At 70.2% G+C, this 25,118-nt stretch carries 22 protein-coding genes; 7 read left to right on the forward strand and 15 right to left on the reverse strand.

Annotated features, from left to right (window positions below):
* Positions 1 to 82: 82 nt before the first annotated feature.
* From ACH4YP_RS22710 to ACH4YP_RS22725, 4 genes are all read right to left on the reverse strand, one after another.
* A complete protein-coding gene (locus ACH4YP_RS22710; RefSeq protein ID WP_361054199.1) occupies positions 83 to 364 on the reverse strand; it encodes a type B 50S ribosomal protein L31 in 282 nt (93 codons plus the stop codon).
* Between the two features lie 64 nt (positions 365 to 428).
* Positions 429 to 899, reverse strand: coding sequence for a DUF5709 domain-containing protein (locus tag ACH4YP_RS22715; protein WP_398492076.1), 471 nt, complete (start codon positions 897 to 899; stop codon positions 429 to 431).
* 356 nt (positions 900 to 1,255) lie between these two features.
* Positions 1,256 to 3,046 carry an ABC transporter ATP-binding protein gene (locus ACH4YP_RS22720; RefSeq protein WP_398492078.1) on the reverse strand — a complete coding sequence of 597 codons (1,791 nt, stop codon included), beginning with the start codon at positions 3,044 to 3,046 and terminating at the stop codon, positions 1,256 to 1,258.
* Positions 3,043 to 4,851 (reverse strand): ABC transporter transmembrane domain-containing protein, encoded by a 1,809-nt coding sequence (locus ACH4YP_RS22725; RefSeq protein WP_398492080.1) that lies wholly within the window; start codon positions 4,849 to 4,851, stop codon positions 3,043 to 3,045. The genes ACH4YP_RS22720 and ACH4YP_RS22725 overlap by 4 nt, the downstream gene beginning before the upstream one ends.
* A 187-nt stretch (positions 4,852 to 5,038) precedes the next feature.
* Here ACH4YP_RS22725 and ACH4YP_RS22730 point away from each other — a divergent pair, with 187 nt between their 5' ends.
* Entirely contained in the window at positions 5,039 to 5,785 is a 747-nt protein-coding gene (locus ACH4YP_RS22730; protein ID WP_398492082.1) for a hypothetical protein, read from the forward strand.
* A gap of 48 nt (positions 5,786 to 5,833) precedes the next feature.
* On the opposite strand, the gene ACH4YP_RS22735 is transcribed toward ACH4YP_RS22730, so the two are convergent.
* Positions 5,834 to 7,330, reverse strand: a complete 1,497-nt coding sequence (locus tag ACH4YP_RS22735) for a glycosyltransferase family 39 protein (RefSeq protein WP_398492084.1) — start codon at positions 7,328 to 7,330, stop codon at positions 5,834 to 5,836.
* Between the two features lie 119 nt (positions 7,331 to 7,449).
* Here ACH4YP_RS22735 and ACH4YP_RS22740 point away from each other — a divergent pair, with 119 nt between their 5' ends.
* Positions 7,450 to 9,072, forward strand: a complete 1,623-nt coding sequence (locus ACH4YP_RS22740; protein WP_398492086.1) for a peptide-N4-asparagine amidase — start codon at positions 7,450 to 7,452, stop codon at positions 9,070 to 9,072.
* Between the two features lie 142 nt (positions 9,073 to 9,214).
* Entirely contained in the window at positions 9,215 to 10,612 is a 1,398-nt protein-coding gene (locus tag ACH4YP_RS22745; protein WP_361054219.1) for a cation:dicarboxylate symporter family transporter, read from the forward strand.
* 128 nt (positions 10,613 to 10,740) lie between these two features.
* Here the strand turns inward: ACH4YP_RS22745 and ACH4YP_RS22750 are convergent, their stop codons facing one another.
* Complete coding sequence (locus tag ACH4YP_RS22750; protein WP_398492088.1) at positions 10,741 to 12,192, reverse strand: Gfo/Idh/MocA family protein; 1,452 nt, start codon at positions 12,190 to 12,192, stop codon at positions 10,741 to 10,743.
* Between the two features lie 167 nt (positions 12,193 to 12,359).
* Positions 12,360 to 12,824: a MarR family transcriptional regulator gene (locus tag ACH4YP_RS22755; RefSeq protein ID WP_361054224.1), complete on the reverse strand. Its 465-nt coding sequence runs from the start codon at positions 12,822 to 12,824 to the stop codon at positions 12,360 to 12,362.
* 95 nt (positions 12,825 to 12,919) lie between these two features.
* Between ACH4YP_RS22755 and ACH4YP_RS22760 the strand changes: the two genes are divergently transcribed.
* A complete protein-coding gene (locus ACH4YP_RS22760; protein ID WP_398492090.1) occupies positions 12,920 to 14,719 on the forward strand; it encodes an ABC transporter ATP-binding protein in 1,800 nt (599 codons plus the stop codon).
* 43 nt (positions 14,720 to 14,762) lie between these two features.
* Positions 14,763 to 15,608, forward strand: a complete 846-nt coding sequence (gene mltG, locus ACH4YP_RS22765; RefSeq protein WP_361054230.1) for an endolytic transglycosylase MltG — start codon at positions 14,763 to 14,765, stop codon at positions 15,606 to 15,608.
* A 2-nt stretch (positions 15,609 to 15,610) separates the two neighbouring features.
* On the opposite strand, the gene ACH4YP_RS22770 is transcribed toward mltG, so the two are convergent.
* The 6 genes from ACH4YP_RS22770 to ACH4YP_RS22795 form a co-directional block, all read right to left on the reverse strand.
* Positions 15,611 to 16,777, reverse strand: coding sequence for an NAD(P)-binding domain-containing protein (locus ACH4YP_RS22770; RefSeq protein WP_398492093.1), 1,167 nt, complete (start codon positions 16,775 to 16,777; stop codon positions 15,611 to 15,613).
* Positions 16,778 to 16,905: 128 nt separating this feature from the next.
* On the reverse strand, positions 16,906 to 18,057 hold the full coding sequence (locus ACH4YP_RS22775; RefSeq protein ID WP_398492095.1) for an LLM class flavin-dependent oxidoreductase: 1,152 nt from the start codon (positions 18,055 to 18,057) through the stop codon (positions 16,906 to 16,908).
* A gap of 4 nt (positions 18,058 to 18,061) precedes the next feature.
* A complete protein-coding gene (locus ACH4YP_RS22780; protein WP_398492097.1) occupies positions 18,062 to 19,093 on the reverse strand; it encodes an ABC transporter substrate-binding protein in 1,032 nt (343 codons plus the stop codon).
* A 118-nt stretch (positions 19,094 to 19,211) separates the two neighbouring features.
* The gene (locus tag ACH4YP_RS22785) at positions 19,212 to 19,979 is read right to left on the reverse strand and encodes an ABC transporter ATP-binding protein (protein ID WP_361054239.1); all 768 of its coding nucleotides are present in this window, start codon (positions 19,977 to 19,979) and stop codon (positions 19,212 to 19,214) included.
* Entirely contained in the window at positions 19,952 to 20,878 is a 927-nt protein-coding gene (locus tag ACH4YP_RS22790) for an ABC transporter permease (RefSeq protein WP_398492099.1), read from the reverse strand. Before ACH4YP_RS22790 ends, ACH4YP_RS22785 begins: the two co-directional genes overlap by 28 nt.
* A gap of 172 nt (positions 20,879 to 21,050) precedes the next feature.
* Positions 21,051 to 21,134 (reverse strand): putative leader peptide, encoded by an 84-nt coding sequence (locus ACH4YP_RS22795; protein WP_353963658.1) that lies wholly within the window; start codon positions 21,132 to 21,134, stop codon positions 21,051 to 21,053.
* A gap of 234 nt (positions 21,135 to 21,368) precedes the next feature.
* Here ACH4YP_RS22795 and ACH4YP_RS22800 point away from each other — a divergent pair, with 234 nt between their 5' ends.
* Entirely contained in the window at positions 21,369 to 21,791 is a 423-nt protein-coding gene (locus ACH4YP_RS22800; RefSeq protein WP_398492100.1) for a secondary thiamine-phosphate synthase enzyme YjbQ, read from the forward strand.
* 234 nt (positions 21,792 to 22,025) lie between these two features.
* The gene (locus ACH4YP_RS22805) at positions 22,026 to 23,195 is read left to right on the forward strand and encodes a HoxN/HupN/NixA family nickel/cobalt transporter (RefSeq protein ID WP_398492102.1); all 1,170 of its coding nucleotides are present in this window, start codon (positions 22,026 to 22,028) and stop codon (positions 23,193 to 23,195) included.
* A gap of 37 nt (positions 23,196 to 23,232) precedes the next feature.
* On the opposite strand, the gene ACH4YP_RS22810 is transcribed toward ACH4YP_RS22805, so the two are convergent.
* A complete protein-coding gene (locus ACH4YP_RS22810; RefSeq protein ID WP_398492104.1) occupies positions 23,233 to 24,192 on the reverse strand; it encodes a carbohydrate ABC transporter permease in 960 nt (319 codons plus the stop codon).
* Positions 24,193 to 24,203: 11 nt separating this feature from the next.
* Positions 24,204 to 25,112, reverse strand: a complete 909-nt coding sequence (locus ACH4YP_RS22815; protein WP_361054251.1) for a sugar ABC transporter permease — start codon at positions 25,110 to 25,112, stop codon at positions 24,204 to 24,206.
* Positions 25,113 to 25,118: the final 6 nt, after the last annotated feature.

Consider the following 25,118-nt stretch of genomic DNA (forward strand, 5'->3'; position numbering starts at 1 on the left):
CCGCTGGGCGAGCGCCGTTCCGCTACGGCGACCGCTGGGCGAGGGCCGTCCCCGACAGCCCGACACCCGCCCTCCGGCACGATCAGGCCGCGTCGCCCCCGCCCGGCGCCCGGTCCTGGCTCCCGCTGCCGTACCGCTTCTCGAATTGGGCGATCCGACCCTCCGTGTCCACGGTCCGGGCCTTGCCCGTGTAGAAGGGGTGACTCTCGGAGGAGATCTCCACGTCCACGACGGGGTACGTCTCGCCGTCGTCCCAGTCGATCGTCCGGTCGCTGGTCGCTGTGGACCGGGTGAGGAAGGCGTACCCGGCGGCGCGGTCACGGAAGACCACGGAGTGGTAGTCGGGCTGCTTGTCCTGCTGCATGACTGCTCCTTGCCTGGGGAGGGGGTGCGCGGACAGGTCGGGGGAGACGACGGGAGCAGCCCCGTCAGCCGTACGGGGAGTCCTCGTCGACGATGTGCATGGCAGCCTCTTCCGCCGAGGCCGCGGCGCCGTCGATGCCCACGTCGGTGGCGATCAGACCGCTCTCCCCATCCTCGTGCGCTCCTTCGTTCGGCGCCACGAGACGGCCGGAGCGGAGGTCACCCACCTCGTTGTCCAGAGGTTCCCCGTCCGAGTCCGGGCAGTCTCCGATGCCGTCACCGTCCGGCTCTGCGATCTCCGGGACCTCCTCCAGGAGGCGCTCGTCCAGGGTCTCGCCGCGATGCCGCTCGGCAGCGGTCACCCCGTTGCGCTCCACCGCCCACGGTCGCTCCGGGGGTGACCAGCCCCGGTCCAGAGGATCGTGCACGCCGTCGGATTCCAGGGTGTCCTCGGCGTCGAGCAGCCCCGCGTCGTCCTGAACCTCGGATCCGTCGGGTTGGTAGACGTCGTCTCCCCAACCGTCGGCGCTGTCCACGGGTACCTCCAGGTGGTGCGGGCCGGCCTGCTGTCACCGTGTTCGGTGGCGGGTGCGCGGGCCGCTCGGCCCAGGCATCGCCTGTACGGCGTACGGAACGTGGGGAACCAGGCGGTTCCCGGGCGTTCCCCGAGCCGGTGCCGACATCCACCCTTCCACTCCTCTTCGACACCGCGCAACGGCACGGGGCCCGGCGGCAGCCTCCGGCCCTCTCAACAGCGGTGGGCGCGAGCCGGAGCCGGGAGCACGCCGCGGCGCGATCCCGACCCGCTCATGAGCGGACCCCGGCCGGCTCCGGCCGACCCGCACGGAGGCCGAGCCGGGGCCGTGCCCACTCACGCCGGGGGCAGTCCAGCTCACCCGTGCCAGGACCGCCACAGTGCCGCGTACGCGCCGTCCGCCACGACCAGTTGATCATGGCTGCCCAGCTCGCTGATGCGGCCGTTCTCGACGACCGCGATGACGTCCGCGTCGTGGGCGGTGTGCAGCCGGTGGGCGATGGCGACCACGGTGCGGCCGTCCAGGACGCGTGCCAGGGAGCGCTCCAGATGCCGGGCCGCGCGCGGGTCGAGGAGCGAGGTGGCCTCGTCCAGGACCAGCGTGTGCGGATCGGCGAGCACCAGCCGGGCGAGCGCGATCTGCTGCGCCTGGGCCGGAGTGAGGGCGAGCCCGCCCGAGCCGACCTCGGTGTCCAGACCGTCGTCCAGCGCCCGTGCCCAGCCGTCGGCGTCGACGGCGCCGAGGGCGGCCCACAGCTCGGCGTCGTCGGCCTCCGTGCGGGCGAGGAGCAGGTTGTCGCGCAGGGCGCCCACGAACACGTGGTGTTCCTGGTTGACCAGCGCGACATGGGAGCGGACCCGTTCGGCGGACATCCGGGACAGTTCGGCGCCGCCCAGCGTGATCCGGCCGGCCCGGGGTGCGTAGATCCCGGCGAGCAGCCTGCCCAGCGTGGACTTGCCCGCGCCGGACGGGCCGACCAGGGCCAGCCGGGTGCCCGGCGCGACCTCCAGGGTGACCTTGCGCAGCACGTCGACGCCCTCGCGGTAGCCGAAGTGCACCCGGTCGGCGTGCACGTCCCGGCCGTCGGGGGCCAGCGTCGCGTCACCGGCGTCCGGCTCGATGTCGCGGACGCCGACCAGCCGGGCCAGCGAGACATGGGCCACCTGGAGCTCGTCGTACCAGCGCAGGATCAGGCCCACCGGGTCGACGAGCATCTGCGCGATCAGGGCACCCGTCGTCAGCTGCCCCACCCCGATCCAGCCCTGGAGGACGAAGTAGCCGCCGATCATCAGGACCGAGCCGAGGACCGTGACGTGGGTGAGGTTGATGACCGGGAAGAGCACCGAGCGCAGCCACAGCGTGTACCGCTCCCAGGCGGTCCACTCCTGGACCCGCCGGTCGGACAGCGCGATGCGGCGCTCGCTCAGGCGGTGCGCCTCGATGGTGCGGCCCGCGTCCACGGTCTCCGAGAGCACGGCGGCCACCGCCGCGTAACCGGCGGCCTCGGAGCGGTAGCCGGCCCCCGCGCGCTTGAAGTACCAGCGGCAGCCGACCACCAGGATCGGGACGGCGACCAGCACGGCGGGCGCGAGCGGCGGCGCGGTCACGGCGAGCCCACCGAGCAGCAGCGCTACCCACACCACACCGATGGCCAGCTGGGGCACGGCCTCGCGCATGGCGTTGGCCAGCCGGTCGATGTCCGTGGTGATCCGGGACAGCAGATCGCCCGTCCCGGCCCGCTCCAGGACGCCCGGCGGCAGCCCCACCGACCGCACGAGGAAGTCCTCGCGCAGGTCGGCCAGCATCCGCTCGCCGAGCATCGCGCCCCGCAACCGCACCTGGCGCACGAACACGGCCTGGACGACGAGGGCGAGGACGAACAGCGCGGCGGTGCGCTCCAGATGCAGTTCGCGTGCCGCCGCGGTGCCGTCGGAGACGTGCTGGACGAGCGACCCCAGCAGGTAGGGGCCCACCATCGAGGCAATGACGGCGACCGTGTTGACGGTGATGAGCAGCAGGAAGGCCCGGCGGTGCCGTTGGAACAGTTCGGCCACGTAGGCGCGTACGGTCGAGGGGGCGCCGACGGGCAGGGTCTCTGCGGTCGTCGGGGCCGCCGGGTCGTAGGCCGGTGGCGCCACGCCGATCATGCGGTCTCCTCGATTTCTTCCAGTTCTTCCAGTTCTTGCAGGCGGCCCAGTTCGTGTGCGGCGGCCTCGTCCTCGGTCTCGCGGGTCACCACGGCCCGGTACCGGGGCTCGCTGTGCAGCAGCTCGCGGTGCACGCCGACCGCCGCGACCTCGCCCTCGTGGACGAGTACGACCCGGTCCGCGTGGTCCAGGAGCAGCGGCGACGAGGTGAACACCACCGTCGTACGGCCCTGGCGCAGGGAGCGGAGGCCGTCGGCGATGCGTGCCTCGGTGTGCGAGTCGACCGCGGACGTCGGTTCGTCCAGGACGAGCACCTCCGGGTCCGTGATCAGCGACCGGGCCAGCGCGAGACGCTGGCGCTGGCCGCCCGACAGGGAACGGCCGCGTTCGGTGATCCGGGCGTCCATCGGATCGTCGGCGTCCAGCGACCCCTGGGCGAGCGCGTCCAGGACGTCGCCGCACTGCGCGGCGGCCAGCGCCTCCTCGGGACTGACGTCCCCGGAGGCGGGCACGTCGAGCAGTTCGCGCAGGGTGCCGGAGAGCAGCACCGGGTCCTTGTCCTGGACGAGGACGGCACTGCGGGCGGAGTCGAGCGGCAGCTCGTCCAGCGGCACGCCGCCGACCAGCGCCGACGGCAGCTCCGAGGAGTCCGCCGCATGACCGCCGAGCCGCTCGGCCAGCATGCCTGCCGCGTCCGGGTCACCGCACACCACCGCGGTGAGCCGTCCGGAGGGCGCGAGCAGCCCGGTCGCGGGGTCGTACAGATCACCGGCCGGTACGACGGCCTCGCGCGAGCCCTCGCCGTCCGTCGCCCGCTCCAGCGACAGCACCCGGGCGGCGCGTTTCGCGGACGGCCGGGAGAAGGAGTAGGCCATCGCGATCTCCTCGAAGTGACGGAGCGGATAGGTGAGGAGCATGACGGCGCTGTACACGGTGACCAGTTCGCCGACGGTGATCCGGCCGTCGCGGGCCAGGTTCACGCCGTGCCAGACGACGACGATCAGCAGCAGCCCGGGCAGCAGTACTTGGATAGCGGAGATCAGTGCCCACATACGGGCGCTGCGCACGGCCGCGTGCCGGACCTCCTGCGAGGCACGGCGGTAGCGGTCCAGGAACAGCTCCTCGCCGCCGATGCCGCGCAGCACGCGCAGACCCGCGACGGTGTCCGAGGCCAGCTCGGTGGCGTGTCCCGCCTTCTCGCGCTGGAAGTCGGCACGCCGGGTCGCCCGGGGCAGCAGCGGCAGCACCGCGAGCGCCAGGACGGGCACACCCACGGCGACGACGACGCCGAGCGCCGGCTGGTAGACGACCAGGGCGACACAGACGACCACGATCGTGACCGCGGCCGCGGTGAACCGCGACACGGCCTCCACGAACCAGCCGATCTTCTCCACGTCACCGGTCGAGACCGCGACGATCTCGCCGGCCGCCACGCGCCGCGTCAGCGCGGAGCCAAGCAGGGCGGTCCTGCGCGCCAGGAGCTGCTGGACGCGCGCGGCCGCGGTGATCCAGTTGGTGACCGCGGCCCGGTGGAGCATGGAGTCGCCCAGCGCGATACCGACCCCGCACAGCGCGATCAGCCCGCCCGCCGTGCCGAGCCGCGCACCGGAGCGGTCCACGACGGCCTGGACGGCGAAGCCCACGCAGAAGGGCAGTCCGGACACGGACAGGAAGTGCAGCAGACCCCAGGCCAGGGCCTTCGCCTGTCCGCCGAGCTGATTCCGGCCGAGCCACACCAGGAACCGGGGCCCCGAGCGTGCGTCCGGCACACCCGGGTCGGGATACGGAAGGTCTTGAATCTGCATGACGTCCCAGGGGGCTCGTTGAACGGAGTGGCGGAGGCAACAAACCGTGAAAGGTTCGCGTCACAGAGTGTCCGCAGGCAAACGGTTTTCCGCCGAGAGGCAAAGATTCGGCCCGGACCGCCCGCATATCGCCCGGCAGCCGAGGGGCCGGACGCAATCGTCCGGATCGTGGTGCGACGATGGACCGATGCGAATAGGCGGTGCGATGCGCACGACGGCCGTGGCCGCGGTGTCCGGTGCCCTTCTGATGTCCCTGGCGGCCTGCGGCGGTTCGGACGGCGGGAGCGGGAAGAAGAGCGACGGGCAGGCCGACGGCGGGACCGGGACCGGGCAGGCGCGGACCGTCGACCTCAAGACCATCCCCGACGTCGGCGACAAGCTGCGGAAGCAGATCCCCTCGGGCTCCCACCAGGTGGTGGCCGTCTACGGAGACGGCAAGGACTCGGCGGACTCCACGATCGTCCTCTACACCAAGTCCGGCTCCACCTGGGACAAGACCCGCAGCTGGAAGGGCCACAACGGCAAGAAGGGCTGGACGGTCAACCACCGCGAGAACGACAAGCGCAGCCCCGTCGGCGTGTTCACCCTCAGCGACGCGGGCGGCGTCCTCTCCGACCCCGGTGCCAAGCTTCCGTACACCGAGTCGGCGGGCTTCCAGGCCCCGCACTACTGGGCCAAGTCGCACTGGAACGACTTCGACTACGTCATCGCCATCGACTACAACCGCGTCAAGGGCACCTCACCGAACGACCCGACCCGCCCGCAGGGCCAGTCCAAGGGTGGCAGCATCTGGCTGCACATGGACCACGGCAGCGGTACGTCGGCCTGCGTGAGTCTGCCCAAGTCCGGTATGGAGTACCTGTTGCGCACCCTCGACCCGGACCAGCACCCGGTCGTGGTGATGGGCGACAAGGCGAACCTCAAGGCCGCCTGAGCGCCCGTCACCGGCCGCTGTGTGGCCCCCAGCATTAGCTGAGCGCCCTCAGTAGTAGTGGCGAAGGGACGCCCACAGCCGCGACCACGGCCGCGTCGTCCCCGAGCACAACACCACGGCCGCGCCCTGCTCCTCGTTCTCCACCCCGTGCCTGTTGTCCACGCGCGCGACCCGACGGCAGTCGGTGAAGTACCGCTCGATGCCGTCCGCGCCCTCCTGCCGCACGACGAGCACCGGTCCGTCGGCCGAGTCCGGCGGAGGGCCCCAGTCGGCGTAGCTCATATGGCCGGAGTAGGGCCGAGGCAGCCCGCGCTCGGGGCCGTAGCGGTCCAGGGCGCCCGCCTCGCCGTAGTTCTGCGTGAAGAGCACGGCACGCGCCCGCTCACCCGCGGGAATCGCGGACCAGCCCTTCGCGGTCGCGTCCGCGAGCGCGGGCCAGCCAACCTGCTCGCCCTGCTCCTTGTTGAGCGCCATCGGCACGGCGAGCGAACTCGGCGGCAGCACGGGCAGGGTGACCATCGCGCTGACCGCGACGGTCACGACCACGGCCACCACGGGCCACGTACGGCCGTGCCGTCGCGTCCAGGCCAGCGCCGGCTCGCAGCCCGCCACGAGCAGCACGATCAGCAGCGGAACGACGTAGTATCCCTTGCCGCCCAGCGCCACGACCAGCACGCACAGCAGGGGGTACGCGACCGCTGCCGGACGAGCCCACCGCAGGGCGGGATCGCGCCAGAGCCGCAGCCAGCCCGCGATCCACACCGGCACGAACAGCGGGGACAGATAGATGAGTTGCTCGGGCACGAACAGGATCCGGTTCTCGGTCCCGTCGTCCGTGCCGATCCCCTCCGCGACCGTCAGCTGAGGCCAGTCGTGATCCGCCTGCCACCACAGATTGGGCGCCGCCACCGCGAGGGCCACGGCAGCGCCGGCGAGCAGCCACGGGCTGCGCAGCATCCGCCGGGGCCCCACGGCGAGCACGCCCGCGAGCAGCGCGACGACCAGAAGCGCCACGAGGTACTTGTTCAGCAGACCGACCCCGACGCACAGGCCGATCGCAAGCCACCACCGCCCGTCGCCGGTGCGCAGCAGTCGTAGCACCAACCAGCAGATCAGCAGCCAGGCCAGCAGGTCGAAGGTCGCGGTCGACACCATGTGCCCGACCCCCAACGGCTGCGCGGACACGCCCGCGAGCCCTGCCGCGACCACCTGTGTTCCGCGGCCACCGCCCAACTCCCGTGCGACGAGGGCGACGACGAAAACGGCGGCCACGAAGGCGAGCGTGGCCGGGACCCGCAAAGCGACGGTGGAGTCCCCGAACAGCGCGGTGGCCGCCCGCGCGAGGAACGGCGTCAGCGGCGGCTGGTCTACGTATCCCCAGGCCGAATGATCGCCCGCCGCGAGGAAGTACAACTCGTCGCGGTGGTACCCGTAGCGGCCGGACAGCGCGGTCAGCACGGCGGCGAAAGCGACCGCGAGACCTGCCACGGGACTGAGGGCGAAGCGAGGTAACTCGCTCGGCGCGTCGTCCTGTTCCCGATCCATTGCGTCCCCCCGCCAACCGGTCGCACCACCGTACTCAGGAGGCCCGATCCGGTCGAGGGGGCCCGTCATGCCCCGAGGCCGCATTGCGGCCCGGGCCCACTCCCCGTAGAACACCGCCCATGAGAAGACGGATCATCATGTCCATGCTCGCCGGGGTGACCCTCGTGGCGAGCACCCTCCTCGGGGCGGCCCCCGCGCAATCGGCCGACGCGCCCGCCGAGTTCGGCACCGACTGGCACGACCCGGTCACCGCCGCCCTGCCGGTCACCCGACCGGACACCAGGTCCTGTGCCGTCACCGTCGCAGAGGCCCAGTTCAAGGACTTCACGCCGTACAAGGGCACGTACGCGCCCCCGCGCGGCTGCGGCGACCGCTGGAGCAAGGTCGTTCTGCGCCTCGAAGGCAAGGTCAAGGGGCGGCAGTTCGACCGGCTCGGCTATCTGCACATCGGCGGAGTCGAGGTCTTCCGTACGTCCACGCCGCAGCCCTCGCCCGACGGCATCGAGTGGTCGGTGGAGAAGGACGTCACGCGCTACAGCGACACGTTCCGGGCGGACCAGGACGTCGAGATGCTCATCGGGAACGTCGTCGACGACACCTACACGGGCATCATCGACGTCAAGGTCACGCTCACCTTCTACGCGGGCGGAGCTGCCGCCACTCTCCACACGGCTGAGCCCGCCGCGAAGAAGACCCCCGACCGCGTCCTCACCCTCCAGGACGGCACCCTCACCACGCCGCGCAACAGTGAACGCATCGTCGCCGAGGTATACGCCACAGGGTCGGGCGGCGGCTGCGAGGAGTACTGGTATCTGACGGTGCCCGACGCCGCGCCGTACTCCTGCAAGGCCGGTGACGGCCCCTACCGCGAGGTGCAGATAAAGGTCGACGGCCGGCTCGCGGGCATCGCGGCGCCGTTCCCGACCGTATGGACCGGAGGCTGGTCCAACCCCTTCCTCTGGTACGTGACTCCGGGCCCGCGCGCCTTCGACATCAAGCCCGTCGAGTACGACCTGACACCGTTCGCGGGGCTGCTCAACGACGGTCGTCCGCACCGGATCGACGTCTCCGTAGTGGGCGTTCCGGAAGGTCAGGCCGGCTGGAGCACCCCGGTGAACGTCCTCGTCTGGCAGGACGCGAAGAGCGAGCAGGTCACCGGGAAGCTCACCGCGCACAGGGCGGGAGACCTCGGCAACTCCTCGACGTACACGCCGGGTTCGGAGCACCGTCTCGACACCGAGGCGGGGCACCGGCTGACCGTGGCCGGGTACGTCGACACCTCGCACGGCCGCGTGAGGACCAGCGTCGACCGCAGGCTGGCCAACACCTCCGTGCACCGCTGGACCGACGGCGAGAACACCGACGCGCTGAAGGGGACCTGGACCGACGACGAAACGGTCACCGTGGACGGACGCGGGCCCGCCAGGTCGACCCGGACGCACCGCACGTACACCATGGACGGCACCACGACGCTCGGCGCGGGCGACCGCCTGCGGACCGTGCTGTCACTGGGAGACCGGGCCGCGGTCGAGGAGACGCGAGGCGGTCGGCGCACGGCCTGGTCCCGGCTCGACGACAGCTACGTGGGTGACGCCACGTATACGGCGAACGTGCCGCGCGACCAGCGGCACGCGGTCGGCACCACCAGTGAGCGCTACCGGCTGTACGGATCGGGCGGCTGTTACGACCGGACCCTGGTGACCGTGCAGGGGACGCTCACAGAGGACCGCGCGGACTGCTGAACGGTTCGGTGTGGGACGTGCCACATCCTCGATGATTTACACGCCTGTCACATCGAGGTCTCCGGCGGTAGCAAACTCCCCCGATAGTGATCACCGCGGAATCCGCTTTCCGTATCCCAGAAGTCCCCCTGGAGGAGTGCCCGTGCCGCCGTCTGTACCGTCCCTGCCGCGACGCGTCGCACGCATACTGCGTACCTCACTGTTCGCGCAGGTCGCCTGCGCGCTCGTACTCGGAATCGTCGTCGGAAGGTTGTGGCCCGACACGGCCACGACCTTCCAACCGCTCGGCGACGGTTTCGTGCGTCTCATCAAGACGGTGATCTCGCCGCTCGTGTTCTGTGTGGTCGTCGTCGGCATCGCCAAGGCCGGCAACCTGAAGGCCTTCGGGCGGATCGGGCTCAAGGCCCTGATCTGGTTCGAGATCGCCTCCACGGCCGCCCTGCTCATCGGCCTGATCGCCGCCAACGTCTTCGCCCCCGGGTCGGGCATGAACGTCGACCCGTCGAAGCTCGACGCCTCCGCGGTCGACGACAAGACCGCCGGCGGCGCGCTGCCGACGACCACCGAGTTCATCCTCAACGCGTTGCCGCAGAGCGCGGTCGGTGCCTTCGCAGAGAACTCGCTGCTGCAGGTCCTGGTGCTGGCGTGCCTGACGGGCGCCGCGCTGCTCCACCTCGGCAACACCAAGGTGCCCGCGATCCTGCCCGCCATCGAGCAGGCCCAGGAGATCATCTTCGCGATCGTCGGCTTCGTCATGAAACTGGCCCCGCTCGCCGTCTTCGGCGCGATGGTCCACCTGGTGGGGGAGTACGGCCTCGGGGTCATGAAGACGTACGGCAAGCTCATCGTTCTCTGCTACGCAGTGGCGCTGGTCTTCCTCGTGCTGCTCGCCGTCGCGTTGAAGCTGGTCACCGGGCTGAGCCTGTGGAAGTTCGTCCGCTACACGCGTGCGGAGCTGCTGCTCGCGCTCGGCACCGCGTCCAGCGAGACGGTCATGCCACGCATGATGCAGAAGCTGCGCCAGGCGGGTGCCCGTGACGACGCGGTGGGTCTGGTGCTGCCGACGGGGTACTCCTTCAACCTCGACGGCGCCTCGATCTACCTCTCCATCGGCACGCTGTTCATCGCGCAGGCCGTGGGAGTCGACCTCAGTCTGAGCCAGCAGGTCACGGTGATCCTGGTGCTCATGCTGACCAGCAAGGGCATGGCAGGCATCCCCGGTTCGGCCTTCCTCGCTCTGTCGGCGACGGCGTCCTCGCTCGGCGCCATCCCCGCGGGGGCCGTGGCCCTGCTGCTCGGCGTCGACCGCATCATGGACTCGATGCGCGTCGTCACCAACCTGCTCGGCAACTGCGTCGCCGTCTTCGCGGTCTCCCGCTGGGAGGGCGCCCTCGACATGGACCGGGCGAAGAAGATGCTCGACGGCGAGATCGCGTTCGTGGAGGAGGACGTGACGCCCGCCGGCAGCGACCCGAAGACGGAGGAACCCACCGAGGCCAAGGCCTCGCTGGCCAAGGAGCCCGCGGGCGAGGCGAGTTGAGCGCCGGGGCCCGGCGCATCCGCTCGACGCCGGGCCCCACGCTTCCCACCGAAGGCCCCTCCGAAGGACCCACCTTCGAAGAGCCGGCCCCCGAAGGAACCGCCCCCGGGGGGGTCACTCCCGCCCGGTCACCCCTGCGGCTTCTGTGAGTCCACCCCCGACCGCTCCTTCTTCCACAGCCCGCGCGTGAAGTCCGGGATCGCCTGCGGTGCCCCGTGTGCCTTGATCGAGGCATGGCTCAGCGGCACCGGCGCGGTCCAGGTGGCGGCGTCGTACACGTCGAAGTCCGGTACGAGCCCGAGCCGCATGCACTGCGTCAGCCGGAACAGCATGATGTAGTCCATCCCGCCGTGTCCGCCGGGCGGGTTGGCGTGCTCCTTCCACAGCCAGTGATCCCAGTCGGCGTACGCCCCGAAGTCACCCCAGGCTTCATCTGTGTGGTCCGGCTCCATGTAGATCCGCTCCGGGTAGTCCTCGAACACACCCTTCGTGCCGCCGAGACTGTTGATCCGCGAGTAGGGATGTGGCGTCGACACATCGTGTTCGAGCCGGATCACCCGTCCCTTCGCGGTCTGTACGAGGCTGATGGTCCGGTCGCTCTCGATGTACGACTCCTTCCAGCTCGGGTCGCCGGGCGGCATGTTCGCCGCGCGGTACTCGGCCAGACCGAGTGAGGGCGTGCCGAAGCTGGAGACGTGGGTGACGCGGTCCCCGCGGTTGACGTCCATGTAGTTGGCGACGGGTCCGAAACCGTGGTTCGGGTAGAGGTCGCCGCGCAGCCGGGTGTGCCAGAGCCGCCGCCAGGGGCCCTCGTAGTAGTCCGGGTCGAACATCAGGCCGCGCAGATCGTGGTTGTAGGCGCCCGCGCCGTGCAGCAGTCGGCCGAACTTCCCGGCGTGCGCCATGCGCAGGACCCGCATCTCGTTCCTGCCGTAGCAGCAGTTCTCCAGCTGCATGCAGTGTCTGCGGGTGCGCTCGGAGAGGTCGACCAGTTCCCAGAGCTGGTCGAGCCGCATCGCGATCGGACATTCCACGCCGACGTGCTTGCCGCTGAGCATCGCCGTCTTCGCCATCTCGAAGTGCCGGTCCCAGGGCGTCGCCACGTACACGAAGTCGAGGTCGCCGCGCTCACACAGACCGACGAAATCGTGATCGCCCTTCGTGTACGTAGCCGGGGCGGGCTGTCCCGCGGCCACCACCTTGGCCGCGGCGCTCGCGGTCTTGTCCTTGACCGGGTCGCACAGCGCGACGACGCGGACTCCGTCGAGGGCGAGGAACAGGTCGATCATGCCGTTGCCGCGGTTGCCGAGCCCGATGATCCCCACCCGTACCGTGCCGCGCCCCTCGAAGGGCACGCCGATCATGGTTCTGCCCTTCGCGGCGGGAACGTCGGACTCGGCTTCTGCGCCGGGTGAGGCATCCGCCGCCGTCCCGGGCTCGGCCGCGTGAGCCGTGCCCCCACCCGCGAGCGCGCCGATCCCCAGACCCGCTCCGGCGGCTCCGGCCGTGCGCAGGACCGAGCGTCGGGAGTGGCCCTCGGGGTTCTCGTCAGGTTCCGGTGTCGCGTGCTCGTCGTGCATCGGACCTCCTCGGTGGGTGAGCGCGGGTTCGGCGCGCTGTCACCCTCCTAGGGGGCGGACCGGGTCGCAAGGGGCCGAAGTGGCCAGGGAGTTGGACTTCCGGGGCTCGGCCTTTGGACTTCCGTGCACGTGGGTGAGGGGGCGGCGCGGAGCCACCGATGGCGGGTTCAGCAGTCGCGCTTGGGCGCCTCCACCGCGCCCATCCCGTCCACCATCGTGTCCAGCAGCCCCCCGAGCACCTTGCGCTGGTCGTCCGACAGCGGCGCCAGGATGTCCTCCGCCGCGGTACGCCGCGCGGCGCGCAGCTCGCGCAGGGCCCCGCGGCCGTCGTCCGTCAGCTCGATGCGGATCACCCGGCGGTTGCTGGGGTCCGGTACGCGGCGCACCTTGCCGCTCGCCTCCAGCGCGTCGACCAGCGTCGTCACGGCCCGGGGCACCACCTCCAGCCGCTCGGCCAGGTCGGCCATGCGCGGCGGCGAGCCGTAGTGCGCGAGAGTGCGCAGGAGCCGGGACTGCGCCGGCGTGATGCCGAGCCCGCGCTTCTCCAGCTGACGCTTCTGGATGCGGTGCACACGGCGGGTCAACCGCAGCAGCTGCTCGGCGAGCAGGCCGTCGGCGTCGGGGGTGTCCATGACGGGAACAATATCAGGACCTTGTTCATTGTGAGTATAGGTAACAATGAGCTATGCTCCGTCAGTCATCGTTCTCTCACCCTCCGTAGGAGCCCATGCCCCGCGACGACATCAACTGGACACCGCCACCTGTCGAGGAAGGACAACCCCGGCAGGTGCGCCGCATTCTCAAGCTCTTCCGTCCCTACCGCGGCCGACTGGCCGTCGTAGGCCTCCTCGTGGGCGCCGCGTCCCTGGTCTCGGTCGCCACGCCCTTCCTGCTCAAGGAGATCCTCGACACCGCGATCCCGCAGGGGCGTACAGGCCTGCTGAGCCTGCTCGCGCTCGGCATGATCCTCAGCGCCGTCCTCGGCGGGGTCTTCGGAGTCCTGCAGACCCTCATCTCCACGACGGTCGGCCAGCGCGTCATGCACGACCTGCGCACCGCCGTCTACGGCCGGCTGCAGCGCATGTCGCTCGCCTTCTTCACCAGGACCCGCACCGGCGAGGTCCAGTCGCGCATCGCGAACGACATCGGCGGCATGCAGGCCACGGTCACCTCGACCGCCACCTCGCTCGTCTCGAACCTCACCAGCGTCATCGCCACGATCGTCGCGATGGTCGCCCTGGACTGGCGGCTGACCGTCGTCTCGCTGCTCCTGCTGCCGTTGTTCGTGTGGATCAGCCGCCGCGTCGGCAACGAACGCAAGAAGATCACCACCGAGCGCCAGAAGCAGATGGCTGTCATGGCCGCCACCGTCACCGAGTCGCTCTCCGTCAGCGGCATCCTGCTCGGCCGCACGATGGGCCGCTCGGACTCGCTCACCCGTTCCTTCGCCGACGAGTCCGAGGGCCTCGTCGACCTGGAGGTCCGGTCGAACATGGCGGGCCGCTGGCGGATGGCCGTCATCGGGATCGTCATGGCCGCCATGCCGGCCGTCATCTACTGGACCGCGGGCATAGCCCTCCAGTTCGGCGGACCCGCCATCTCCATCGGCACGCTCGTCGCCTTCGTCTCGCTCCAGCAGGGCCTCTTCCGGCCGACCGTGAGCCTGCTCTCCACCGGCGTCCAGATCCAGACCTCGCTCGCCCTCTTCCAGCGCATCTTCGAGTACCTCGACCTGCCCATCGACATCACCGAGCCCGAGGACCCGATCCACCTCGATCAGGTCAAGGGAGAGGTGCGCTTCGAGGACGTGGAGTTCCGCTACGACGACAAGAGCGGCCCCATCCTCGCCGGCATCGACATCACCGTGCCCGCCGGCGGCAGTCTCGCCGTCGTCGGCGCGACCGGTGCGGGCAAGTCCACGCTCAGCTATCTGGTGCCGCGTCTGTACGACGTCACGGGCGGCCGAGTCACGCTCGACGGGGTGGACGTGCGCGATCTGGACTTCGACACCCTCGCCCGCGGGATCGGCGTCGTCTCCCAGGAGACGTACCTCTTCCACGCCACGGTCGCCGAGAACCTGCGGTTCGCCAAGCCGGACGCCACCGACGAGCAGTTGTACGCGGCCGCGAAGGCCGCGCAGATCCACGACCACATCGCGTCGCTGCCCGACGGGTACGACACGGTGGTGGGGGAGCGCGGACACCGGTTCTCCGGCGGCGAGAAGCAGCGCCTGGCCATCGCCCGCACCATCCTGCGGGACCCACCGGTCCTGATCCTCGACGAGGCGACCAGCGCCCTGGACACCCGCACCGAACGCGCCGTGCAGGAGGCCATCGACGCCCTGTCGGCCAACCGGACCACCCTCACCATCGCGCACCGGCTGTCCACCATTCGGGGCGCCGACCAGATCGTGGTCCTCGACGCCGGTCGTCCGGCGGAACGGGGCACGCACGAGGAGCTGTTGGAGCGCGAGGGCCGCTACGCCGCACTGGTCCGCAGGGACGCCCAACTGGAGCCAACAAGATGACTATATGTCGAGTTTATGGCGATATGCGGGTTACCGTGCCCGCATGCAGATCTACACGCCGCCCAGTCGGCCACGGAGAACGATTCGACTGACGAGCCGGGGCCGGACCGCCCTCATCGTGACCGGCGCCGTCGTGGCGGCCACCGCCGTGGCGGTGCCGCTGCTGAGCACGGACGAGAAGAAGGAGCCCCTCGCCCTGGTGGTCCCGGAGGGCTGGCGCTCCGGCCAGGTCTACGCGGCCGTCGACAAGGTCCTCGCCCTGCCCGGGGGCACCACGAAGAAGTCCCTGGAGAAGGCGAACCTCAAGCTTCCGAACGACGCGAGCGGCAACCCCGAGGGGTATCTGTTCCCGGCCACGTATCCCATCGACAAGAAGTCGACCCCGGTGTCCCTGCTGACGTACATGGTCGACACGGCGAACAAGAGGTTCGGCGGCGGGACGGTCACGGCCGGGGCCGAGCGGAACGCGATGAACGTCTATCAGACCGTCACCGTCGCGAGCATCGTCCAGGCCGAGGCGGCCACCAAGAAGGACATGGGCAAGGTGGCCCGCGTCGTCTACAACCGGCTCGACCGCGGTATGCCGCTGCAGATGGACTCCACCATCAACTACGCGCTGAACCGCAGCACCCTGCGCACCAGCGAGAACGACACGCGGCTCGACAGCCCGTACAACACGTACGTGCGGATGGGGCTGCCGCCCTCGCCCATCGCCAACCCCGGCGAGGAGGCGATGCGTGCCGCGGTCGCTCCGCCGCAGGGCAACTGGCTCTACTTCGTCACCGTCAAGCCCGGCGACACCCGCTTCACCGCCGACTACGAGGAGCACCGGAGGAACGTCGCGGAGTTCAACCGCGCCAACAAGAGCGCGCCCGCGAAGTCGCGCTGACGTCACCCCACCGGCACGACCTTCGAGGCGGCGGTCTCGGCGGTGGCCGAGGTGACGTCCGGGGCGGCCGTCGAGGCGGTGTCCGGGGCGACCGCCAACAGCCGCCTGATGTTCCGCACCGCCGCGCGCCCGGCGCGGTTGGCTCCGATCGTGCTGGCCGACGGCCCGTACCCGACCAGCTGGATCCGCGGATCGGCGACCGCGCGGGTCCCCTCGACACGGATGCCGCCGCCCGGCTCGCGCAGCCGCAGCGGCGCCAGATGGTCGATCGCGGCACGGAAACCGGTCGCCCACAGAATGACGTCGGCGGCCACACGCCGCCCGTCGTCCCACTCCACGCCGTCCGGAGTGATCCGGTCGAACATCGGCAGCCGGTCCAGGACACCGTCCTCGACGCCCTGGCGGATCGCGTCGTTGAGCGGCAGCCCGGTCACCGACACGACACTCTTCGGCGGCAGCCCCTGACGGACCCGCTCCTCCACCAGTGCGACCACTTCACGGCCCACGTCCTCGGTGAACGGACCCTCGCGGAACACCGGCGGCCGCCGCGTCACCCAGGTGGTCCCGGCCGCGTACGGCGCTATCTCCAGCAGATGCTGCGTACCGGACGCGCCCCCGCCGACCACGACGACCCGCTGCCCGGCGAACTCCTCGGGACCCGGGTACTGGGCCGTGTGCAACTGCCGCCCCCGGAAGGTCTCCTGCCCCGGGTAGCGCGGCCAGAACGGCCGGTCCCAGGTGCCCGTCGCGTTGATCAGCGCCCGCGTCGACCACGTACCGCCGGAGGTCTCGACGAGCAGCCGGCCGCCTTCGCCCTCGCGCACGGCCTTCACGTCGACCGGCCGCCGCACCCGCAGATCGAAGGTGCGCTCGTAGGTGTCGAAGTACTCCGCGATGACCTCGGAGGACGGACGCGCCGGATCCGCGTCCGTCAGCTCCATGCCCGGCAGGGCGTGCATCCCGTGCACCTTGCCGTACGTGAGGGACGGCCACCGGAACTGCCATGCCCCGCCCGCATGCGGAGCGTGGTCCAGGACGACGAAGTCCCGCTCCGGCTCGAAGCCGGTGCGCCGCAGGTGATAGGCGCTGGACAGTCCGGCCTGCCCGGCGCCGATCACGACGACATCGACGTCCCGTACTGCCCCCGCCTGCGCTCCGGTGTCATTCACGCTTCTACTAACTCCGCCGACGGCACGGATCTTCCCGGCCCCCGTGGGCGCCCCGTAAGGGGCGCCCGGAACGGCGCGACCGGCCGCGGACGCCCCGCAGACGACGAGCGGCCCTCCCGGCGGAGCGTTCAGCGACCACTGGCGACCAGAATCGGCGCCCCGGAGGCAGGAACACGCGACAACAGTCCCCGCACGGCCAGCTCGGGAATCACCCCCTCCCCGAACCAGTACGCCTCCTCCAGATGCGGATACCCGGACAGCACGAAGTGCTCGACGCCCAGCGCGTGGTACTCCTCGATCCGGTCGGCGACCTCGGCATGGCTGCCGACCAGCGCGGTGCCGGCGCCACCGCGCACGAGACCCACGCCCGCCCACAGATTCGGGGAGATCTCCAGCCGGTCGGACGAACCGCCGTGCAGTGCGAGCATGCGCTGCTGGCCGACGGACTCGCTGCGGCCGAGCGCCGCCTGCGCGGCGGCGATGGACTCCGGATCGAGGTCGTCGAGCAGACGCCCCGCCGTCCTCCACGCCTCGGCCGACGAGTCCCGCGAGATCGTGTGCAGCCGGATGCCGAAGCGGACCGTCCGCCCCTCGCGCTCGGCGAGCGAGCGGATCCAGTCGATCTTCTCCTTGACCTGCTCCGGGGGCTCGCCCCAGGTCAGATACACATCCGCGTGCCGCGCCGCGACCGGCCCCGCGGCAGCCGAGGAACCGCCGAAGAAGATCTCCGGCAGCGGATCCGGCGGCAGTGCGGTCAGCCCGCCCTCGACCTGGTAGTGCGCCCCGTCGAAGTCGTACGGCTGTCCGCGCCACACCCCTCGTACGACGGACAGGAACTCGTCCGTGCGCGCGTACCGCTGGTCGTGGCCGAGCTGGTCGCCGAAGCGGCGCTGCTCGGTGGAGTCGCCGCCGGTGACGACGTTCAGAAGCAGCCGGCCCCGGGTGATGCGCTGGTACGTGGCCGCCATCTGGGCGGCGAGCGTCGGCGAGATGACCCCGGGCCGGAACGCGACCAGGAACTTCAGCCGCTCGGTGTGCTGGGCCAGCGCCACCGTCGTCAGCCAGGCGTCCTCGCACCACGTACCGGTCGGCGTGAGCACCGCCTCGAAGCCCAACTGCTCGGCCGCCTTGGCGATTTGGGCCAGGTACTCGATGTCGGGCGGGCGCACCCCACTGACCGGCCGGGTACGGTCGACAGGGTTGGCCGCGTAGGCGTGCCGGTCCACGAGGGTGCGGCCGTCGCCGCCCGTCGGCAGGAACCAGTGCAGATGTACGGTCATGTCGTCACGACTCCTTCGAGGGGCGCGGAGTGGTGGTGGACGGCGGCAGGTCCCCGTTGAAGCGGGTGTCCACGAAGTCGCCGAAGTCGACCTTGCGGGGGATGAGCTTCAGGCCGGTGAACGTGTCCGCGATCTCCTGCTCGGAGGCGATGAGCGGCTTGTCGATGGCCACCGGGACCCTGGTCGCGTTGGTCCGCTTCACCGAGGCCAGTGCCACCTCGTAGGGCAGCCCGGTGTCCTTCGCCCAGACCTTGGCCCACTCCTCGGGGTGCTCGTAGACCCAGTCCTGCGCGCGCCGCAGCCGCTCCAGATAGTCGGCGATCGCCGAGGCCTTCTTCTTGTCCTTGAGTGCTCCGGGCGCCGCCACCTGGAAGGTGAGCCCGTTGACCACTTCGTCGCCGTCCGTCAGGACCCTGCCCTGCTTGGCCTGCAGCACCTGGGAGGTGTACGGGTCCCAGACCGCCCACGCGTCGACCTTGCCGGAGGTGAACGCGGCCAGTGCGTCGGCGGGCTGGAGGTACTTCACCTTGACGTCGCCCAGCGTCAGCCCGGCCGCCTTGAGCGAGGCGACCAGCTGGTAGTGCGCGGACGAACCCTGCGCCACCGCGACCGACTTGCCCTTCAGTTCCTCGGGCTTCTTGAGCTTCGAGTCCTTGGGTACGAGGATCGCGTCTCCCTTGGACCTGCCCCGGTAGGCCGCGACGGCGGTGATCTTGGAGTTGGCGCCGGCCGCGAAGACCGGTGGGGTGTTGCCGACTCCGCCGATGTCGACGGCCTTGGCGTTGACGGCCTCCAGGAGGGGCGGGCCGGATGTGAACGTCGACCACTTGATCTTGTAGTTGAGGTTCTTGAGTTCTCCGGCGGCCCGCAGTACCGCCTCCGAACCGCCCTTCTGGTCACCGACGTTGAGGGTGAGTGATCCCTTCCCGTCGGTTCCGTCGCCCGTCGAGGTGCTGGCCGACGAGTTCCCGCCGCAGGCCGCGGCCAGCAGGGCCAGGGGGAGGAGCAGGGCGGCGGGGACGAGGTGTCGTCGCATGAGGATTCCGTTCGGTGAGTTCAGGTGATGGTGATGCGTGGGGTCAGGTGAGGGTGGCGCGCAACCGGGCGGTCCGGATGCGCGTGGGTGGTGTAACCGGGTTGTCTGGAGAGGGAGTTCAGGCGGCCTCGGCCGCGGTGTCGACGCCCAGCCGTTCCAGCAGCCCGGCGCGCAGCTCGGCGAACCGCGGGTCGGTGATGTCCCGCGGACGGTCCAGCTCGACCTCGGTCTCGTACGCGATCACGCCGTCGTCCATCACGAGGACGCGGTCGGCCAGCAGCACCGCCTCCTCGACGTCGTGCGTGACCAGGAGCACCGCGCAGCCCCGGCGTTGCCACAGCTCACCGACGAGCCGCTGCGCCTTGATCCGGGTCAGCGCGTCCAGTGCGCCGAACGGCTCGTCGAGCAGCAGCAGATCGGGTTCGCGCACCAACGCGCGGGCCAGCGAGGCGCGTTGGGCCTCTCCGCCGGAGAGCGTCTTGGGCCAGGCGTCGGCGCGGTCGGTGAGGCCCACCTCGGTCAACGCCTGCTCGGCGACGGCGCGTTCGGGCTTTCCGGGCAGCCCGAGCAGGACGTTGCGCCACACCTTCTTCCACGGCATCAGCCGGGGTGCCTGGAAGGCGACGGCCTTGCGGCGCGGCACGAGGACGGTGCCCTCGATGTCACGGTCGAGCCCGGCCAGGATGCGCAGGAGGGTGGACTTGCCGCAGCCGCTGCGACCGAGGAGGGCCACGAACTCGCCCGGCCTCACGTCGAGTCGGAGATCGTCGATGACGGCGCGGCCGTCGAAGGTGCGGGTCAGGCCTTCGACACGTACCACCGAGGAGGGGGCGGGTGCGGTCGTGACCTTCTCGGTGGTCACCGGCCGGTGAACGTCGGTCGCCATTGCAGCAGCAGCCTTTCGAGGGAGCGGACGATGAAGTCGGCGAGCAGGCCGAGGAAGGCGTAGACGATCAGGCAGACCACGATCACGTCGGTCCGCAGGAAGTCGCGTGCCTGGACCATCAGGAAGCCGATACCGGCGTCCGCGTTGATCTGCTCGGCGAAGACGAGTGCCAGCCAGGCGATGCCCAGCGAGTAGCGCAGTCCGGTCATGGCACCGGGGAGGGCGCCCGGCAGCACGACATGCCGTACGAGTCCCCAGCGGGACAGGCCGAGGGACTCACCGGCCTCGATCAGCTGGGAGTCGACGCCGCGGATACCCGCGTACACGTTGAGGTAGAGCGGGAAGGACACGCCCAGCGTGATGATCGCGACCTTCGGCGCCTCGCCGATGCCGAACCAGATGATGAACAGCGGGATCAGACCGACGAACGGCACGGTCCGCAGCATCTGGACGCTCGCGTCCACGAGATCCTCGCCGACCCTGAACAGGCCCGAGACCAGGGCGAGTCCGGTACCGACGACGGTGCCGAACAGGAGCCCCACCGCGACGCGCTGGAGCGATACACCCATTGCGTTCGTCAGCGACCCGTCGGAGACCAGGTCTCCGGCCACCCGCGCGATGGTGCCGGGCGAGGCCAGGACGTCGGCGGTCAACACGCCCGTACTGCTGAGGACTTGCCACAGGACGAGCAGCAGTACGGGGCCGGAGGTGCGGCGCAGCCAGCGGGGGACGCGGGTGCGGCGGGCCGAGGCGGGAACGATGGGTTCGAGTTCGGGCAGGGCGTGGTCGATGGACTTGGAGTCGGTCGACTCGGAGTTGGTGGATGTGGGTTCGGTGAACTCTGATATTCCCGAAATATCGGGTCCATGAGAGTCCGGCGGGGCATGGCTGATGCTCATGAGGGCTCCACGGCAGGAGAGCGACGGAGGGCGCGCAGGAGAGATGCGGGGCGCGGAGGTGCGCGAGGGGCGGGGGCGCGTGTCAGCGTCCCGGCATCCGACTCAGGTCAGACAGGCATGCGGACGCGGGGGTGTGCTGAAGCGCAGGAGGGGTGAAGCGGGTGAAAGGGCGTCAGTGTCCGCGGCGACACGCGGCGGAGGCCACCCGCAGCAGGTCGATGTGACCGCGCGTGGTGAGCATGACTGAACGCAACATGCGGCTGAAAGTAGCCAGCTGGGCCGCGTACGGTCAATGGCGTCTCGCGGAGTGGACCACGAGTGTCACGGGTCGAGCGAGCGAGGTCGTGGTGGGCGCGGGAGCGGCCGGCACTGCTGGGCGGGGGAATCGCCGGGACCGATGGGGTGCGGCCGGGCCCGCGGAACCCGACCCGTAGCGGGCGTGGACTCCGGCAGCGGGTGCGGAGTCCCCGGGATCGGCGAGGATTGGTCCATGTCCGATGCCTTCACCAGCCGTGTACTGAACATCGCCTCCGGATCCAGGGAGAGGGTCGTCGACCTCACCCGTGAATGCGAGGCCTTCCTCCGCGAGGTGGCGGGCGATCGCGATGGCCTGCTCAACGTCTTCGTGCCCCACGCAACAGCCGGCGTCGCCCTGATCGAGACGGGTTCAGGCAGCGACGACGACCTGCTCACCGCCCTCCACACCCTCCTCCCCGCGGACGACCGCTGGCAGCACCGCCACGGCAGCCACGGCCACGGCCGCGACCACGTCCTCCCGGCGATCGTGCCACCGCACGCCACGCTGCCGGTGCTGGGGGGCCGTCTGGAACTGGGGACTTGGCAGTCGGTGTGCCTGGTCGACACCAACATCTCCAATGCCGACCGGCATGTGCGGTTGAGCTTCCTGGGGTGAGCGAGATCGTCCTCGGGGGAGGTCGGCCGGCGCGCATGAAGGCGGCCACGCCGTCCCCGAGCTGACGGCCGCCCGCTGGATCAGCGAACACCTGGCCCGGTGGGCTCTTTGCGAAGCTGACTGAAATCTGACGTGGGCTTTGCTGCGGATGTGTTGTAGCTGCAACTTGCTCGCACAAGGGTGGAAGGCGCGGCTGAAAACAGCCGCCCGCCGAGCAGTAAGGCCCACGTCCCCATGACCACCGCTCCTGATTCCGCTTCCGCCCGCACGGCCGCACAGGCTCGGGGACGCGGTTTCTCGTGGCACCGCATCCGCACGTCGATGACCCGCAAGGAGTGGGCAAGCCTCGGCGGGATGGCCGCGTTCATCCTGGCGCTGCACGTCATCGGCTGGTTCACGCTGGTGGTGATCGTCGCCCCCGAGCACTACAGCCTCGGCAGCAAGACCTTCGGCATAGGCATCGGCGTCACCGCGTACACCCTCGGTATGCGGCATGCCTTCGACGCCGACCACATCGCCGCCATAGACAACACCACCCGCAAGCTGATGAGCGAGGGGCAGCGCCCGCTGTCGGTGGGCTTCTGGTTCTCGCTCGGTCACTCCAGCATCGTCTTCATGCTCGCCTTTCTGCTGTCCCTCGGAGTCAAGGCGCTGGCGGGGCCGGTCGCGAGGGACGACTCCACGCTGCACAGCGTCACCGGCTGGATCGGCACGACCGTCTCGGGGACCTTCCTCTACGTCATCGCGATCATCAACCTGGTGATCATGGCGGGGATCTGGAAGGTCTTCCGGCAGATGCGCACCGGGCACTTCGACGAGGCGGCCCTGGAGGAACAGCTCAACAACCGGGGCTTCATGAACCGTCTCCTGGGCCGCCTGATGAAGTCGATCACCAAGCCTTGGCAGATGTACCCGCTCGGCCTGCTCTTCGGCCTCGGCTTCGACACGGCGACCGAGATCGCGCTCCTGGTGCTGGCCGGTTCGGGCGCGGCCTCGGGGCTGCCCTGGTACGCGATCCTGTGCCTGCCGGTCCTGTTCGCGGCCGGCATGTCGCTGCTCGACACGATCGACGGCTCGTTCATGAACTTCGCCTACGGCTGGGCCTTCTCCAAGCCGGTCCGCAAGGTCTACTACAACCTCACCATCACCGGCCTGTCGGTGGCCGTGGCCCTCATCATCGGCACGGTCGAACTGCTCGGTCTGATCGCCGAACAGGCGAATCTGCACGGAGCCTTCTGGGACTGGGTCTCCGGACTCGACCTGAACGTCATCGGATACGTCATCGTCGGACTGTTCTTCGCCACCTGGGCCGTCGCCCTGCTGGTGTGGAGGTTCGGCCGGATCGAGGAGAAGTGGACAGCGGGCCTGGCCCGGCCCGCCACCGCGCCACAGGGTCCCGAATAGAACCGGCCGCGGTGCCACACCTCGGGCCGGGAGGCGGTCACTCCTTCGTCGCGCCGGCGAGCATGCCGGAGACCAACGCGCGCTGGGAGAAGAGGAAGACGACCAGGACGGGCACGATGGTGATCAGCGCGGCGAGGGCCAGTTCCGGCCGCATGATCTGATTGCCCACGCCCGCCGAGGTGTTGAAGACCGACGACGAGGTGAGCAGGTTGCTCAGTCCCACCTGCGCCGGGTACTGGGAGCTGTCGGGCAGCATCACGAACGGCAGGAAGAAGTTGTTCCAGTTGCCGACGAAGTTGAAGAACCCGACGAGCGCGACGACCGGTTTGGCCAGTGGCAGTGCGATGAGCCGGAAGACCTGCCACTCCGAGCAGCCGTCTATCCGCGCGGCGGCCAGCAGGTCGCCCGGAAGGTTGGAGGAGAAGTAGATGTAGGTGAGGTAGACCCCGAACGGGAAGAACGAGAAGGGCAGGATCACCGACCAGATCGTGCCGTCCAGGTGGACGGCGTTGACCTCCAGATACAGCGGCAGCACCAGCGCGGCCGAGGGCATCAGCATCACCAGCAGCGTGATCGTCAGCAGCAGTCGGCGGCCGATGAACCGGGTGAGCGCCAGACCGTATCCGGCGGGGATGCCGGTGACGAGGGTGATGACCAGCGCGCCGAAGGTGTAGAGGGCGGAGTTCTTCAGCCAGTCGAGGATGGCCCCGTCCTGGAAGCTGTACAGGTTGTGCCAGGTGTCGGCGAGCCCGCCCAGGGAGCCGAGGGCGAACGGGGCGCCGCGCAGGATCTGCCCGTCGCTCTTGGCCGGGGCGAGCAGCAGCCAGATCACCGGCAGCACGAAGAACAGCAGGAAGAGGCCCAGGACGATGATCCACGCGGTGCGTGCGGCCAGGCCGCTCGGGCGGGCCCGCCGCGGGCTGCCGGGCCGGCCGGAGTCCGTACGGGGACCGGCGGCCGTGGGCCGTGCCCGGTCGGCGGAGGAGGTGAGCGTCATGGCGCGGCCTTTCAGTCCCGGTCGAACAGCCCGGCACGGAAGACGACGAGTGCCGCGCAGCCGAGCCCGAGGAGCAGCAGGTCGACCGAGAGCGCCGCGGCGCCGTTGAAGTCGCCCGCCTGGAAGGCGTACTGGTAGGAGAGTTGGTTGGGGGACCAGCTGTCGGGGATCATGCCCCAGCTGGCGGTGGAGACCAGTTGCGGTTCGACGAACAGCTGGGTGCCCGCCGCGAAGGCGAGGATCAGCATGTAGGCGATCCACTTGGTGAGCATCGGGATCTGGATGCGCAGTGCGATCTGCAGGGTGCTCGCACCGTCGATCCGGGCCGCCTCCAGGATCTCGTCGGGGATGTTGTTCAACGCCCCGTACATGATCACGACCCAGCCGCCGGCCCCGGTCCAGAAGGCGATGACCGTGAAGAGGACCGGCAGATGGCCGGGGGCGATGACCTGGGCGAAGGTGTGCCAGCCGAAGGACTCAAGGAGCCAGCCGACCGGGCTGGAGGCCGGGTCGAGCAGGATGAGCCACAGCAGCACACTCGCCACCCCGGCGAGCGCCCCCGGCAGATAGAAGAGGAACCGCAGGGCGGCGGACGTCCGGCGCATCCGGCCGTGCAGCATCAGGGCGAGCAGCACGACCAGGATCATCAGCACGAACAGCCAGATCAGCAGGTACAGGCCGATGTGGGCGAAGGCCGGACCGAAACGGTAGTCGGCGAAGGTACGGGTGAAGTTGCCGAGCCCGACGAACTGGCCGCGGGAGTTGGACAGGGCCAGCCAGAGGGCGTAGCCGGTGGGCAGCACACCGAAGGCGAGCAGCAGGACGACGTAGCCGGAGACGAAGAGGTATCCGGCGCGGCCGAGCGGATTGCGGGCGCTGCGGTCGCCGCGCTTCGGCCGTACGGCAGGGAGGGTGCTCATCGATTC

Origin of the sequence: Streptomyces sp. NPDC020747 (assembly GCF_044334695.1) — a bacterium.
GTDB lineage: Bacteria > Actinomycetota > Actinomycetes > Streptomycetales > Streptomycetaceae > Streptomyces.